The sequence below is a fragment of the Streptomyces sp. NPDC042346 genome (genome assembly GCF_055581845.1).
In genome coordinates, this window is the sequence record NZ_JBVJEH010000013.1 from 149,250 (window position 1) to 162,301 (window position 13,052).

Below are 13,052 nucleotides of genomic sequence, written 5' to 3' on the forward strand. Positions count from 1 at the left end.
CCCGACCCGAACAGGGAGGCAGCCGATGCACAGCACCCCCGCCCGGCACGGCCCGATCAACGAGCTGTACCGCAGCCTGATGGACGACGAAGGCGAGGCTGCCGTCTCGGTGATCTTGAAGGTGCGCGGGGAGACCTGCGACATCGACTGCATCTACTGCTACGAGAAGCGCAAGGAGGCCCCGGGAGGAGCGCGGATCGACGCCGGGCAGGTGCGTCGGCTCGCCGAGATCTTCCCGGGCCGCCAGCTCGCGATCGAGCTGCACGGCGGTGAGCCGCTGACCGCGGGCCGCGAGCACATCGCCGAGGTGCTGCACGAACTCGCCAGGCAGCCTGCCGTGGTCCGTGTCTCGATGCAGACCAACGGCGTCCTGCTAGACGACGCGTGGCTGGACCTCTTCGAGACCACGTACCCGGGGCTGCGGATCGGGGTGTCTCTCGACGGGGACGCGAAGGGCAACGCCTGGAGGGTCGGGTACGACGGAACGCCGGTGTACCCGAAAGTGGCTGCCGCCCTCCGGCTCCTGGCTGCCCGCGGGTGGAAGGCCGGGGTGATCGCGGCGGTCACGCCGGCCGTCGTCGACCGCGCCGAGGAGGTCGTGGATCACCTGGCCGGGTTCGAGGCGGTCAACGCCGTCAGCTTCGTTCCCTGCTTCGACACCCCCGTGCAGCGGCCCACCGCCTCCTTCGGGCGGCGGCTTCCGGCGAGCCGTCGGCTCCAGCAGGCCGCCGTCGGCGCCGAAGGCGGCCCCGCCTGGGCGATCAGCCCGGCGCAGTACGCCGAGTTCGTCCTCGCCGCCACGGCCCGGTGGATTGCGGGCGGACACTTCACCCGGCTGAAGCTGGAGCCGGCGGTGTCGACGATCCGCCGACTGCGGGGGCTGGGGACCGGCTTCTGCCACTTCTCCGACCTGAAATGCGATCACGTCTTCACGCTCTACCCCGACGGCCGCCTGGGCAGCTGCGACGAACTCCCCTGGCCCCAGGCCCAGCTCACCCGCCTCGACCAGACCGCGGGTGAACCCGACATCGTCGCCGCCCAGCGCAGGCTCCCGCTGCTGAACCAGGGCAAGGACCTGATGGGACGGTGCACGGGCTGCTCGTACCGCTCGGCGTGCGGCGGAGGGTGTATCGCCACCCGCTGGCGCTACGAGAAGGCCGGCGACCAGGACGCCTATTGCGACCACCGCACGCGGATGATCGACGGGATCGCAGCCCTCCTCGCCCAGCCCGCCCACCCGGACGGCGCCTTGTGCCGCACCACCCGGTGGCGCCCGCAGACCCCGAACAGCATGCGGGACATCGATGTCTTCCTCTCCCGATGGGACCGCCCGGACGCGGACCGTCAGCCCGTGCGGCTGCACACCAGCGCGTACGGCAACATCAACACCGTCGGCGAACCCGGCGTACACGAGGCCGACGACCTCGACCCGGGCCACCCGCAGTGGCACGAGGCGATCGAGGCCGGTGTCCGCCCACTGGTCGACGCCGTCACCGGCCCGTGGGGCTGCGTCACGTACGACAGCTGCGAGGGCCACTCGTACGACGGCCTCGGCATGCTCCCCACCGAGCGCCGGATCGGGGTCCTGCCCCGCGACCGCGCGGAGTACGCCCGCGTGGCCGCCGCCCTGTGCCGTGCGGCCACGGCCGCGGCCCCCGCCCTGCCGGCTTCCGTCCAGGTGACGGTTGGCCGCGCCGAACTGGAGTGCGAGAGCAGTACGCGCAGTGTCCCTGTGGTCGACCTGGTTCTGCTGCCCGCGCCCGGACACGGCTGGGCGGATTACTTCGCGGCCGTGGACGAGGCGACCCGGGGCGTCGCCGCCGCCCTCGGCGGCGAGCGGCCGACCGGCTACCGGTGCGCCTGCCCTGTCCCCGCGCCGGACGTGTCCCTTCGTGAGGGAGTGCCGGCGTGAGCGGGGAACGGGTCCTCGACGAACTGACCGTCCACCAGCTGCTCGGGCGCATCGCGTACTTCCACGTCCTGCTCATCGCCCCCGATCTGCCGGCCGCCGATCGGGCGCCGGTATCCGGACCAGCCTGCTGCCGCCACCGGGCTCCCGGCTCCCGGTCGCCGGAGACGGTGCTGGCGGGCTCCGCGTGGGGAGCGCTCCTTGAGGTCGCGGCCGAGCTGCCCGGCCACCACCGGCCCTGCCCGCGCACGTCCAACGCGTGCTGTGCGGCCTGTCGTGTCACCTCGGCCGCGGCGGCGGTAGGGAGCGGCTGGGCTGCGGCCGAGCACCGGGCCTACCACCAGCATTCTCCGGCGCCGGGGCTCCTGGATGCCTGCGGACGTGCGGCGGCCAGCCGGGTGGGGCGGGTCTTCGCCGCCCGGCACGCCACCGCGTGCGCGGCCCTGGACCGGCTCACCGCCGAGCCGCCGGCCCCCGAAACCCTGCCCGGTGTGGACGACCTGCCGCTGACCGGCGAGCTGCTGGCCCTGTGGGCGGACCCGGCCGCAACCACCCAGGCGCCCGTGGCCAGCTGGCTCAACCACTGCACCGGCGGCCTGGGCGACGTCCGCCGCGTGCTCGAATCAAGGAGAAACACGTCGTGATCCACATCGCCGAGACCGTCGCCATCGGAAGCGTCGAAGGCTTCCTCACCGCCGGCGAGCGGGACCAGCTCGCCGCCCTGATGCGCGCCTTCCTCACCTCCGAGCGTCGAAGCCACTTCGGCGAGCAGCGCAGCAGCTCGATCCACGAGATCCCCGGCCACACCCCGGAGCAGGCGATGGCCGTGTACGAGCCGGCCGGGCGAGTGGAGATCCCGAAGATCCCCGAGCAGGCCGAGCAGCTGCTCCAGGATGCCTTCGACCGGGCCCGCCCCGCCTTGTCCCGCGTCATGCCGTCGATCACGACGTGCCGTCCGTGGACGTACGTCGAGTACGGGCCCGGCCAGCACATCACCTCCCACCTCGACGGCATCGCCCCCGACCCGCTCGCCTGGCCCCGGCAGATCGCCGGCATCAGCGTGGTGATCAGCGAGGCGGAGGCCGGCGGCGGGTTCTACGTCGAGACCTCCTCCGACAGCCGCCTGTGGGACACCCGCCTCGGCCACTTTCCCGGCAGCGGCTACGCGCCCGGCATGTGGCTGGCGCACGACGGCGCCGACCACTCCGCCGGCTGGTTCACGCAGATGCCCCGTACCCGCTGGACCGTAGGCCCCGCCCGGGGCACCGCCCTGCTCTACGGCTCCCAGCTCGCCCACGGCACGGAGCCGGTGGTCCGTGGGCGGTGCGCGAAGTTCATCAGCTGGCTGACCGCCGAGGTCGGCGAGCGGTGAAGGGGATGCTGCTGACCATCGAGGGCATCTCCGGGGCGGGCAAGAGCACCCTGCGTGACCGGCTCCTCGCTGCCGCCCGCGCCGAGGGCTTGCCGCTGGGGCACATCGGCCAGTTCTCCTGGCTGTCGCTCCCCGCCACCCGGACGATCGTCCGCCTGCGCTCCGGTCTCCGCGCCGCCGACAGCACGGAAGCGATCTCCGCCGTACGCCTCGACCTGGACCTGCACGGCCGCCACAACCTGGCCCCCGCCCTCGCCCGCGGGCACGTCGTCGCCGACCGGCTCGCCCTGTCGACCGCGTGCCAGCTCGCCCTGGTCCACGGTCTGCCCGTGACCGACTGCGTCCGGCAGCTCGCCCACGCGCCCACCGCACGCGCGAAGCTGACCGTCCTGCTCACCACCCCGCCCGGCCTGTGCCTTGAGCGGCTCTCACGCCGGGCCACGCGACGCCGCTTCGGCGAGGGCCCCGACACCGCTGCACACCTCACCGACCTGTACGACCAGGCGACCACGGCCTGGACCGAGGTGACCGGGCTGGCCGTCCTGCGCCACCCCTGCAGCACCGGCACCGACCTCGACACCCTGACCGCCATGTGCCTGAGCGCCTTACGCCAAACCCCCGCGCCCACCGCGCGCGTATAGGAGGAGTGCCCCCGACATGCGTCTGCATCCAATGCACCCGGCCGCCTGGGTCCTCGACCAACTCGGCACCGACGGATGGCAGGTCCACACCCTGCTCTCCTTCACCCGCGCCAGCACCCTGGCCCTCGTCAGCCGGGACGAGGCGGCGCCCGTGGTCCTCAAGGCCGGGTTCGGCAACAACCACGTCCTCGCCGAACTCGACGAGAAGGACCGCCCGGCCGCGTACGGCTTCTACTGGTACGCCGAGATGACCCCGGCCGAACGTGCCCTCGCCCGCGAGGACTTCCGCCACGAGATCGCCGTAGCCCGCGCCGCCACCGGCGCCGGACACGTCGTCCCGCTCCTGGAGGAAGGCGCCACCGACCGGTTCGACTGGTACACGATGCCCTACTGCCCTGGCGGCTCCTTCCGCTCCTGGCTCACGGCCCCACGCGACGAGAAGACCACGGCCGCCGGACTGGGCATCCTGGCCGACGTCGCAGCCGGCCTCACCCACCTGCACGAACGCGGCATTGTGCACCGCGACGTCTACCAGGAGAACGTCCTCGTCCACGACGGCCACGGGATGATCACCGACCTCGGCGCCGCCCGACTCACCACCGCCGCCCGAGGCCCCGCCGGGCGCGGCCCGGAAGTCCACTGGCCCCCGGAATACGCCTCCTCCTACAACACCGCCACCCCGGCCGCCGACGTGTTCAGCCTCGCCGTCCTGGTCCACCGCTTCGCATGCGGCGACATCCCCCGCCACGGCGACCACCGCCTGAACTCCGCGCCGGGCCCGCTGCGCCCGCTGCTCACCGGAGCACTCGCACCGGACCCCAGGGACCGCCCCACGATGGCGGACCTGCACGACGGCATCCGGCAGGCAGCCGAACCGACTTCCGCGCCGCAACCGCGCCGCGGGCACTAAGCACACCTCCGGAAGGAGGGCCTGCGGTGCACTCCGCCCGAGCACCCCCGCCCGGCCCGAGCACACGACACCCACCATCCCCACCCATGAGAGGGCAAGACCGACCATGACCGAGAACCAGACGACCCCCGAGTCCTTCCTCACCGCCGTGGACACCCTCCGCGCCGACGAGGACACCGTCCGCGCCACCGCCCACACCTCCAGCGTCTCCGCCGACGGCTGGACGGCCACCGAGCCGGCCACCACCCCCGAGGGCACCGACGCCTGAAACACCCCCTGACGCCCGGCGGCGACCCGCCGGTAGTCACCCTGGGGTCGGCCCGACGGGGCCGGCCCCAGCCCAGCTTCGGGAAGGAACCCTCGTGCCCGCACCTCTCGACTTCGCGTTCTCCCCTATCCAGGGCCTGCGCCGGGACCGCACGCAGCGGATCCACAGCCTCTTCCGGGCCCACGTGGGCCGGACCGAGCGGCCGGCCGACGCCTACTGCCTGGCCCATCACGCCCTCGAAGGCGCCGAAGCCGCCGCCCGCACCGGGGACACCGCCACCTTCGACTGGTACCAGGACCGCCCTGACGCGAACGGGATCACCCTCGCCACGCCGACGACCGTCGGCCCCCGTGTCATCGTCTCGCCCGACCCGCGCCTCATGCTGCGGTCCTCGATCTCCGACACCGCGTACTACGTCCTCGGCCCCGACACCACCGCCGCCTCGGCGGACGAACTCGCCCTCACCGCATCCGCCTTCGACACGGCAGCTCGGCACGGGTTCGGCGATCTGCTGGCGGACCACGCAGTCGTCACCTGCCTGCTCCGGCGCAAAGCGCTCGGCGACACCCTCATCAGCTGGGCCATCACCCGGCTTCCGGGAACCGTATACACCGACCACGTCGGCGCCCCGACCGTACTCGGCCGCGACCTGGTCCACGAAGCCGGCCACAACTGGCTCAACGACGCCCTGGCCTCGATCGGCTGCGCACTCGACGAGGCGGAGACGTTCCACTCCCCCTGGCGAAACTCGCAGAGGCCCGCGTTCGGCTTCCTCCACGCCTGCTGGGCCTTCCCCCTGACCATGATCTACACCGCCCGCGTGCTCACCGAAACCAGTGGCGGCCTCCACCGCTTCCTGGCCGGCTACCTCGACCAGCAGCGCCGGCTGCTCGCGACCACCACGGCCGATCACACGAAGGCGCTCGCCCTCGTCGCACACCCCGAGCTTCAGCAGCGCCTGCAGATCGTCTACGACGAGGCCCTCTCCCTGTAGGGGGTACGCGACTGCCCTCGGTCGTGGTCAGCGTGCCATTTCGTCTCCGATCGTGCGAGCGGGGACCTTGTGGGCGGTGGGCCGGTCAGGCGATGAGCTCGTGCGGAACACCCGGTGCGGGGCTGAGGCGGAGTCGGGTGAACTGCTCAGTGCTGATGATCTCGTTGCGGTCTGGTTCGGGCAGGGGCCGCGGGCGCGCGATCTCGCTGCGGTGGGCGCAGATCGCCTCCCACTTCGCCGCAGCCCACGGTGAGACGTCGACGACCCGTACCGCCCGACCTGGCCCACACCACCATGGTCCGGCAACGGATCGCCCGAGGCGGTGTACGGATGACTACTGCTTCCGGGATCGGCGCATGGTCAGCCGGCTCCCGCTCGGCCTTCGCTCATGGGTACCGGTGTCGACCGGGGCACGGCCGCGGAGAAGCAGCAGGACGAGGGGCATCGCGTCGAGGCAGCAGGCGGCCTGGAGAAGGGCCGTGGCGGCGTCCTCCACTTCGGGGGTGACTTGCTCCGCACGCTCTGCCGCACCAGGCTGAAGTTGTCCTGAAGCCGTTCGGTTGACACCCCCTGGACTTGAGAATCGGGCACATGGGTGACTTGGTGGAACATGAGACGGCGAGCTGCTACGCCTTCGCGCGGTTCGGTAGGCAGTGGCGATTGTGCGTGATTGAGCACCCGCGCCTCGGGGGTGAACTCGTGCCCGGCGGGCACGGTGAGGCTGGTGAGGATCCGCGTGCGACTGCGGTGCGGGAGGTGTCGGAGGAGACGGGGCGTCGCGTGCGCCTGCTGCCGCCGCCGCTTCCCGAGGGGTATCCACACCCGGCGACCGCGTCGGTGTGGCATGTGGTCTCGATGCCGGCCGCCCCGGACAGCCGCTGCGATCGGCGCCACGAGCACCGGGACCACATCTTCGTCGGTGTCGTCGACAGGCCGTTCGCCATGCAGGGCACGCCCGAGCACACGGTCCACTGGGTGGAGCGCAGCGCGGTCTACCGGCTCAACCTTCCCGAGGACACCCGGGTGCTAGCCGGCGAGCTGTTCGGGATGATGGACCGCGTTGCGGCCGTACGGCCCCAGCCGGCGATCGACGAGGACCTGGCCGCGGAGCTCCTCCGGCGCCAGGCGGAAGACCAGGCCGTACGGCTGGTCCCGGTGGCCGAGCGGACGCCTGAGCTGATGGAGCGGTGGCGGGCCGTGGACGAGGCGAACACCACCTGGCTGCGTAAGGTGATCGCCGCGCGCGGATGGCCGGGCGAGGCGCTGGTCGGCCGGCAAGCTACTGGGGCTGCCTGGCTGCTTGCCCAGCATGCTGACCGGCAGCCCGACTTCCAGCAGGAGTGCCTGGAACTGCTCTCAGCCGCCGTGACCGCGGGCGACGCCGATCCGCAACACGGCGCTCTGCTGGAGGACCGGGTACGGATCGCCCGAGGGCAGCAGCAGATCTTCGGCACCCAGCTGACACAGGGGCCCGACGGCACGCTCGTCCCGTATCCCGTGGCGTACCCGGACGAGGTCGAGGCGCTACGGGCAGCGTGGGGCTTCCCGCCGCTGGCGACATACATCGAACAGGTCACGGCCAGCGCCGGTTAGGGCTGGCCCGCACGGCAGGCAACGGGCCCGAGGTCGTCTCCGCCCTCAGCAGATCGCGCCGTGCACGCCCGACGGATCAGATGATGGGTGGCCGCCCCAGGCGGGTCATACGCCACACGGTGCGCCATCGGATGGGACGCCGCGGCGGACAGGGGACTCGGAGCCCTTCGAAGAACCCGGCCCACCAGGCGCGCAGCCCCCACGCGGGGTGGCGTTGGGAAAGGGTGTAAGCGGCCCAGGTGGCGAGGTAGACCGGGATGAGGAGGGCGGGCAGGCGCCGTCGCGCCAGCCAGACCCGGTTGCGCCCGGTGTTGCGGTAGTAGACGGCGTGCCGAGTGGCGGGGGTCCGCGGGTGGCGCAGGATCGCGTCGGCCCGGTAGTGGATGTCCCAGCCGGCGTCGAGGGCACGCCAGGCGAAGTCGGTCTCCTCGTGGGCGTAGAAGAAGAGGTCGGGGAAGGGGCCGACCTCGTCGATGACGGTGGTACGGATGGCGTGGGCGCCGCCGAGGTAGGTGGTGACGGGGCCGGAGCGCAGGGGGTCGGCGGCTCCGAAGCGGGGGACGTGGCGACGCTGGGTCTGGCCGTGGTCGTCGATGATGCGGAAGCTGACGATGCCGAGGCGGGGATGGGTGGTGAAGGCGTTGCGCAGGAGCTGGAAGGTGTCGGTACGGGGCAGTAGCCCGTCGTCGTCGAGGATGACGACCAGGTCGGCTCGGTCGTGGTCGCGCAGCCACCGGGCGCCGACGTTGCGGCCGCCAGGGATGCCCAGGTTTTCAGGCAGTTCCAGCGGGACTGTATCGGGTGGGAGGGGCGGGAGAGGAGCGCCCTGGCCGACGATGACGATGGTGGCGGGTTCGCCGTTCTGGGCGGTGACGGAGTCGATCAGGGCGTTGAGCTCGCGGGGGCGGTCGCCCATGGTGAGGATGACGACGCCGATCCTCAGGTCGGTGGTGTCGCTCATGCCGGGGTCCTCAGCAGGTGGTTGGCGCGTTGGGTCAGGTCGGCGGCGCCGGGGATGCCGCGGCGCGCGTACCCCGCGGCGGCAACCCTTATGGCGGCGACCTCCTGCCGACTGCGGTCGGAGTCGATGCCTTCCATGACGGTGAGGCACTGCCGCCACAGGTGCACGGCTTCCTCGTGGCGGCGCTGGGCGGCCACGGACTTGGCGAGGTTCGCCAGCGTCAGGGCGTGGCCGCGCTGGTAGGAGCTGGGGGAGCGGCCGGCGAGGGCTGAGCGGTAGTGGTGCTCGGCGGCCTTGTGATCGCGCATGGCGGTCAAGGTCTTGCCGGTGTGGGAGGCGACGGTGGCGGCGACGGGCCCGGACCCTGCCGCGTACGAGGCCACCGGGCCGTCTTCGCTGTCGAGAGCCTGCTCGGCGCGCAGAAGCGCGGAAGCGGCCTTAACGGTGTGGCCGGCGGCGCCGTAGGCGCGGGCGCAGGTCACCAGGAGCAGAGCCTGGGTGTGCCGGTCGACCTTGCCGGCGGCGCGACGGAGTGCTTCTTCGGAGAGGTCGACGCAGGAGTCGGGGTGGCCGAGGTCGAGGGCCTGGTGGGTCATGGCCCGCAGCATCCATGCCGCGTGCCCGTCCGGGTCGGCCTCGCAGGCGAGCTGGTAGCCGACTTGGTAGTAGCGCTGGGCGGCGCCTTCGCGGCTGAGGTCGTGGTGCTTCCATCCGATCAGGCAGGCCAGCTGGGCGGCGGCCGCGTACGCCTGCCGGCGTTGCTTGTCGTCGGGGAAGCGGGCCTTGAGCAGCGGGACGACGGTGTCGGTGAGGTAGACGGTGGCGGTGGTCAGGCCGTGCCCGCCGCCGAGTTTGTCGTCGGCTGCCCGGAACATCTCGGTGAGGTCGCGGATGGTGCTGATCTCGCCCGTTCCCACGGCTCCCTTGTGCGCGGCGGCGTGGAGGGTGGCGGCGACGGCTTCGTGGTCGTACGCCAGGGGAAGCGCGACGGCGGCGGTGGCGAAGGCGGAGTGGAGGAAGTCTCTGCGCCGGAGCAACACGAATCTCCCGAGGTCGGCGACGGCGGCGAGCGGGTCGGCCGCGAGGGCCGGTCCGGTGCCTGCGGAGCCTAGACCGATTTCGTCGACCGTCACCGTCCGCTTCATCCTTCTGGTGAGCGCCTCGGCGATGTAGGACGGCGTCTGGCCGGATGGTGTACCGCCGGCGACCCAGTAGGCGACGGCGGATGGCCGGGTACTGAGTCGCTCTCCGGCTTCGGCCGCGACGATGCGAACGGTGCTGGCCAGAGCGTTGTAGGTGATGCCGGCCTCGGCGATGACGGCGGCTAACTGGGTGTTGGGGTCCGGCATGCCCGGCCTCCCGTGAGTGATCTTGAACGGTTTGAACGCATCCGCGGGGCGAACACCGTACTCGCTTTGCAAGTCCAGCTGTTCACTCTTCACAGCGCCGGGTACGGCCGACCGCGTCGAGAGCCGCCTGCCGGACCGCGCCCGTTCCTCCTTGCCCTGCCTGATATTGGCCGGGCTCCGTCATCCCTGGCTCTGCCCCGTCCGGGGGCGAGCCTCACCACCGCGGAGGCGCAGCATGGAACTTCCGTACGTCACTATTCCGTTGGACCAGACCCTGTCCCGCCGCTGGGACCGCTTCTACGCCCGCCCGGCCGGGCGCCCCCGTCACGTCGAGGAGGGGCTGTGGCGCCGGACGCAGGACCCGCGCAACGCCGAGCAGTCCGGGTGGGCCGGGCCCGGGGACGCCCGGCGGCGGATCGTGCACTACCGCCACGAGTTCTCCGCCGACCCCACTACGGGGCTGGCCCTCGCGCAGATGTACGTCTTCCACTCCTGCGCCTACCCCGGGCCGGAGGCCGCCCTGCACCACGACCAGGTGGGCAAGGCCCTCGTCGCCGGGAACTGGACGCAGATGAGCGAGACGGTGTGGCGCCGCGGGTCCTTGCGGTGCGCGGTGCGCACCCACGAGGTGCACCCGCAGGACGTGCGGGCCGGGCGGGCCATGCCGGACAGCTACCGGCACGTGGAGGTGACCGTGCACTCCGACGGCTACCGGCCCGCGGGTCCCGGCGAGGCGGAGCTGCCGTGGAAGGTCCTGGCCGGCGGGATGCGGGTGAAGGACCTCCGCGGGGAGCCGGAGATCGTCACGGACCTGTCGGGCCTGGCCGGCTTCCTGCCCTTCCAGGTCGAGGTCGGGTGCGGCATGTCGGTCGAGGCGGGGATCCCCGCCCTGCACTGGCTCCACGAGGTGTACCGGGTGACCGACCGGTCCGACGACTCGTTCGTCCTGTCCCCCGAGGCGGACACCTTCCTGACCGAGCTGCTGGGTGCGCCGGAGGCCAAACTGCCGGAGCTGGTGGAGATGTTCGGCGCGTGCCTGCGGGCCGAGCCGACGCCGGCGCACCGGGTGCTGCGGTCCCTGGCCCGCGCGGGTCATCTGGTCGGGCCGGTCGTCACGAACAACTTCGACGGCCTGTTCGACCGGCTCGGCATGCAGGAGTGCTACGTCCGCCGCTACGACGAGCAGGTGCCCGACGTGCCGTTCCTGCCCGAAGCCCGGGCCCTGCTGGTGATCGGCAGCCACGCCGACCGGCGCCGGGTCCAGGCCCGCGCCCGCGAGCGCGGCATGAAGGTGTTCTTCCTCGACCCCGAGGGCTTCGAGGACAACGGCGCCTGGCGCCCCTACCCGGTCGAAGGCGCCCGCGAGGGCGATGTGCTGTGCCGTCGGCCGGCCACGCCCGCTCTGACCGAGTTCGCCGCGCTGCTCGGCGCGGACAAGTAGAGGAGGACCTCGGTGGACACCCACCCCCAACTGATCTGGCACAACGCCCGCATCCGCCCCTGGGACGAGGCCCGCGTACACGTCACCTCGGAGACCGCGCTGCGCGGCGTGAACGTCTTCGAGGGGATCCGCGGCTACTGGCAGGCGGAGCACGGCCGGCTGGCCGTCGTCCGCCCGGCGGCGCACCTGGCCCGCCTGGAGCAGTCCGCCGCCCTGATGCGCATCCCCCGCCCCCGCCTCGCCGAACAGGTCCGCGAGGGCATGACCGCGCTGCTCAAGGAGCTCGCCCCGCGCCACGACGTGTACCTGCGGCCCACCCTGTACGTGGAGGACGGCCGGTACACCGACCGCCCGGACGGCATCGTGACCGGCGTGTACGTCACGTGCGTGGCCGCGCCGGCGCGCCCTCAGCGGCCGGTGGCCTGCCGCATCAGCACCTGGATGCGGATCCCGGACCGGGCGCTGCCGACATCGGCGAAGACCGGTGCCGCGTACGCGGCGTTCCGCCTGGCCCGGCTGCAGGCGCAGGCGGACGGCGCGGACGAGGCGATCTTGCTGAACGAGCGAGGCACGGTCGCGGAGACGGGCGGGGCGGCGGTGTTCGCGGTCACGGGCGGCACGCTGGTCACCCCGCCGGTCAGCGACGGCCTGCTGGACTCCGTCACCCGCGGCATCGTGCTCGCCCTGGCCGACCGGCTCGGCATCCCCGTCCAGGTCCGCTCGCTGGCCCCGGCCGAGCTGATGGACGCGGACGAGGTGTTCCTGACCGGCACGCTGGACGAAGTCCGTGCGGTCTCCTGCGTCGACGACCGCCAGTTCGGCGACGGAGCCGGGGCGGTGACCGGCGCGGTGAGCGAGGCGTACCTGGCGATGTGCACCGGCCGCACCGAGCCGCTCGACGAGGCGTTCACGGAGGTCCTCGCGTGAACAGGCGTACGCCGCAGGCGGTGTTGCTGGACATCGGCATGACGCTGATCCACCCCTCGGGCGCGGTGATGGCCGAGGAACTCGCCGCCCAGGGTGCGCCTGGGGTGGACCCGGCCGTCGCGGCGGCGGCGCTCGCGGCGGCGGCCGAGGCCCACCACACCGACTTCCCCCACGGCCTTGAGCGGCCCACGAAGCTCGGCCACGCCTGGGCGGACCTGCTGGAGGTGGACCGGTCGGCGGGCTCGGCGGCGTGGACGGCGGCCGCGGCCCGGCCGGATCTGTACCGCGACCTCGACCCGGACGCGGTCGGTGTGCTCACCGCGCTGAAAGGCGCAGGGATCACCACGGTGGCGGTGTCGAACTCCGACGGCACCCTCGATGAGGAGCTGGACCGGTTCGGGCTGCTCGGCCTGTTCGACGCGACGGTCGACTCCACAGTCTTCGGCCGCGAGAAGCCGAACTCGTCGATCTTCACTGCGGGCCTGGAACGCGCCCGATGCACGCCGGCAGAAGTGGTGTTCGTCGGGGACGGGCTGATCAACGACGTCTTCGGTGCACTGGCGGCGGGCATCGGCCGCACCGTGCTCTACGACCGGCACCGGGTCTGGCGCACCCTGCCGGTGCCGGTGATCCACCGGCTCGGTGACCTTCTGCCGCTGGTGGGCTGCTGATGCGGATCTGCCTGGT

General features: G+C 72.4%; 14 protein-coding genes. 12 read left to right on the forward strand and 2 right to left on the reverse strand.

The genetic code is table 11. The features are described from left to right. Window positions 1–25 precede the first annotated feature (25 nt). The 9 genes from ACZ6K0_RS37740 (at window position 26) to ACZ6K0_RS37780 (ending at window position 7,687) form a co-directional block, all read left to right on the forward strand. The gene (locus ACZ6K0_RS37740; RefSeq protein WP_469578017.1) at window positions 26–1,912 is read left to right on the forward strand and encodes a radical SAM protein; all 1,887 of its coding nucleotides are present in this window, start codon (window positions 26–28) and stop codon (window positions 1,910–1,912) included. Beyond that, the gene (locus tag ACZ6K0_RS37745) at window positions 1,909–2,553 is read left to right on the forward strand and encodes a hypothetical protein (RefSeq protein ID WP_469578018.1); all 645 of its coding nucleotides are present in this window, start codon (window positions 1,909–1,911) and stop codon (window positions 2,551–2,553) included. Before ACZ6K0_RS37740 ends, ACZ6K0_RS37745 begins: the two co-directional genes overlap by 4 nt. After that, window positions 2,550–3,281: a hypothetical protein gene (locus tag ACZ6K0_RS37750; protein WP_469578019.1), complete on the forward strand. Its 732-nt coding sequence runs from the start codon at window positions 2,550–2,552 to the stop codon at window positions 3,279–3,281. The genes ACZ6K0_RS37745 and ACZ6K0_RS37750 overlap by 4 nt, the downstream gene beginning before the upstream one ends. Window positions 3,282–3,286: 5 nt before the next feature. Further along, window positions 3,287–3,922: a hypothetical protein gene (locus tag ACZ6K0_RS37755; protein WP_469578021.1), complete on the forward strand. Its 636-nt coding sequence runs from the start codon at window positions 3,287–3,289 to the stop codon at window positions 3,920–3,922. Window positions 3,923–3,938: 16 nt separating this feature from the next. Further along, on the forward strand, window positions 3,939–4,832 hold the full coding sequence (locus ACZ6K0_RS37760; RefSeq protein WP_469578023.1) for a protein kinase domain-containing protein: 894 nt from the start codon (window positions 3,939–3,941) through the stop codon (window positions 4,830–4,832). Window positions 4,833–4,938: 106 nt separating this feature from the next. Beyond that, window positions 4,939–5,100, forward strand: a complete 162-nt coding sequence (locus ACZ6K0_RS37765) for a hypothetical protein (protein ID WP_469578025.1) — start codon at window positions 4,939–4,941, stop codon at window positions 5,098–5,100. A 94-nt stretch (window positions 5,101–5,194) separates the two neighbouring features. Next, window positions 5,195–6,094: an aKG-HExxH-type peptide beta-hydroxylase gene (locus tag ACZ6K0_RS37770; RefSeq protein WP_469578027.1), complete on the forward strand. Its 900-nt coding sequence runs from the start codon at window positions 5,195–5,197 to the stop codon at window positions 6,092–6,094. A gap of 388 nt (window positions 6,095–6,482) precedes the next feature. Next, window positions 6,483–6,644 carry a hypothetical protein gene (locus ACZ6K0_RS37775; protein WP_469578028.1) on the forward strand — a complete coding sequence of 54 codons (162 nt, stop codon included), beginning with the start codon at window positions 6,483–6,485 and terminating at the stop codon, window positions 6,642–6,644. A 41-nt stretch (window positions 6,645–6,685) separates the two neighbouring features. Further along, window positions 6,686–7,687 carry a DUF6624 domain-containing protein gene (locus ACZ6K0_RS37780; RefSeq protein ID WP_469578030.1) on the forward strand — a complete coding sequence of 334 codons (1,002 nt, stop codon included), beginning with the start codon at window positions 6,686–6,688 and terminating at the stop codon, window positions 7,685–7,687. 76 nt (window positions 7,688–7,763) lie between these two features. Here the strand turns inward: ACZ6K0_RS37780 and ACZ6K0_RS37785 are convergent, their stop codons facing one another. Both ACZ6K0_RS37785 and ACZ6K0_RS37790 read right to left on the reverse strand, forming a co-directional pair. Further along, entirely contained in the window at window positions 7,764–8,648 is an 885-nt protein-coding gene (locus ACZ6K0_RS37785; RefSeq protein WP_469578031.1) for a glycosyltransferase family 2 protein, read from the reverse strand. Further along, on the reverse strand, window positions 8,645–9,997 hold the full coding sequence (locus ACZ6K0_RS37790) for a tetratricopeptide repeat protein (protein ID WP_469578033.1): 1,353 nt from the start codon (window positions 9,995–9,997) through the stop codon (window positions 8,645–8,647). Before ACZ6K0_RS37790 ends, ACZ6K0_RS37785 begins: the two co-directional genes overlap by 4 nt. 235 nt (window positions 9,998–10,232) lie before the next feature. Here ACZ6K0_RS37790 and ACZ6K0_RS37795 point away from each other — a divergent pair, with 235 nt between their 5' ends. The 3 genes from ACZ6K0_RS37795 to ACZ6K0_RS37805 are packed head-to-tail and all read left to right on the forward strand — an operon-like array spanning window position 10,233 to window position 13,036. Beyond that, complete coding sequence (locus tag ACZ6K0_RS37795; protein WP_469578035.1) at window positions 10,233–11,438, forward strand: hypothetical protein; 1,206 nt, start codon at window positions 10,233–10,235, stop codon at window positions 11,436–11,438. A 12-nt stretch (window positions 11,439–11,450) separates the two neighbouring features. Continuing rightward, window positions 11,451–12,365, forward strand: coding sequence for an aminotransferase class IV (locus ACZ6K0_RS37800; RefSeq protein ID WP_469578036.1), 915 nt, complete (start codon window positions 11,451–11,453; stop codon window positions 12,363–12,365). Then, entirely contained in the window at window positions 12,362–13,036 is a 675-nt protein-coding gene (locus tag ACZ6K0_RS37805; RefSeq protein WP_469578038.1) for an HAD family hydrolase, read from the forward strand. Before ACZ6K0_RS37800 ends, ACZ6K0_RS37805 begins: the two co-directional genes overlap by 4 nt. Window positions 13,037–13,052: the final 16 nt, after the last annotated feature.

What these genes read in the sequence shown, in the direction of transcription:
- ACZ6K0_RS37740 (WP_469578017.1), top strand. Translation starts at nt 26, where the DNA reads ATGCACAGCACCCCCGCCCGGCACGGCCCGATCAACGAGCTGTACCGC.
- ACZ6K0_RS37755 (WP_469578021.1), top strand. Translation starts at nt 3,287, where the DNA reads ATGCTGCTGACCATCGAGGGCATCTCCGGGGCGGGCAAGAGCACCCTG.
- ACZ6K0_RS37760 (WP_469578023.1), top strand. Translation starts at nt 3,939, where the DNA reads ATGCGTCTGCATCCAATGCACCCGGCCGCCTGGGTCCTCGACCAACTC.
- ACZ6K0_RS37765 (WP_469578025.1), top strand. Translation starts at nt 4,939, where the DNA reads ATGACCGAGAACCAGACGACCCCCGAGTCCTTCCTCACCGCCGTGGAC.
- ACZ6K0_RS37775 (WP_469578028.1), top strand. Translation starts at nt 6,483, where the DNA reads ATGGGTACCGGTGTCGACCGGGGCACGGCCGCGGAGAAGCAGCAGGAC.
- ACZ6K0_RS37780 (WP_469578030.1), top strand. Translation starts at nt 6,686, where the DNA reads ATGGGTGACTTGGTGGAACATGAGACGGCGAGCTGCTACGCCTTCGCG.
- ACZ6K0_RS37785 (WP_469578031.1), bottom strand. Translation starts at nt 8,648, where the DNA reads ATGAGCGACACCACCGACCTGAGGATCGGCGTCGTCATCCTCACCATG.
- ACZ6K0_RS37790 (WP_469578033.1), bottom strand. Translation starts at nt 9,997, where the DNA reads ATGCCGGACCCCAACACCCAGTTAGCCGCCGTCATCGCCGAGGCCGGC.
- ACZ6K0_RS37795 (WP_469578035.1), top strand. Translation starts at nt 10,233, where the DNA reads ATGGAACTTCCGTACGTCACTATTCCGTTGGACCAGACCCTGTCCCGC.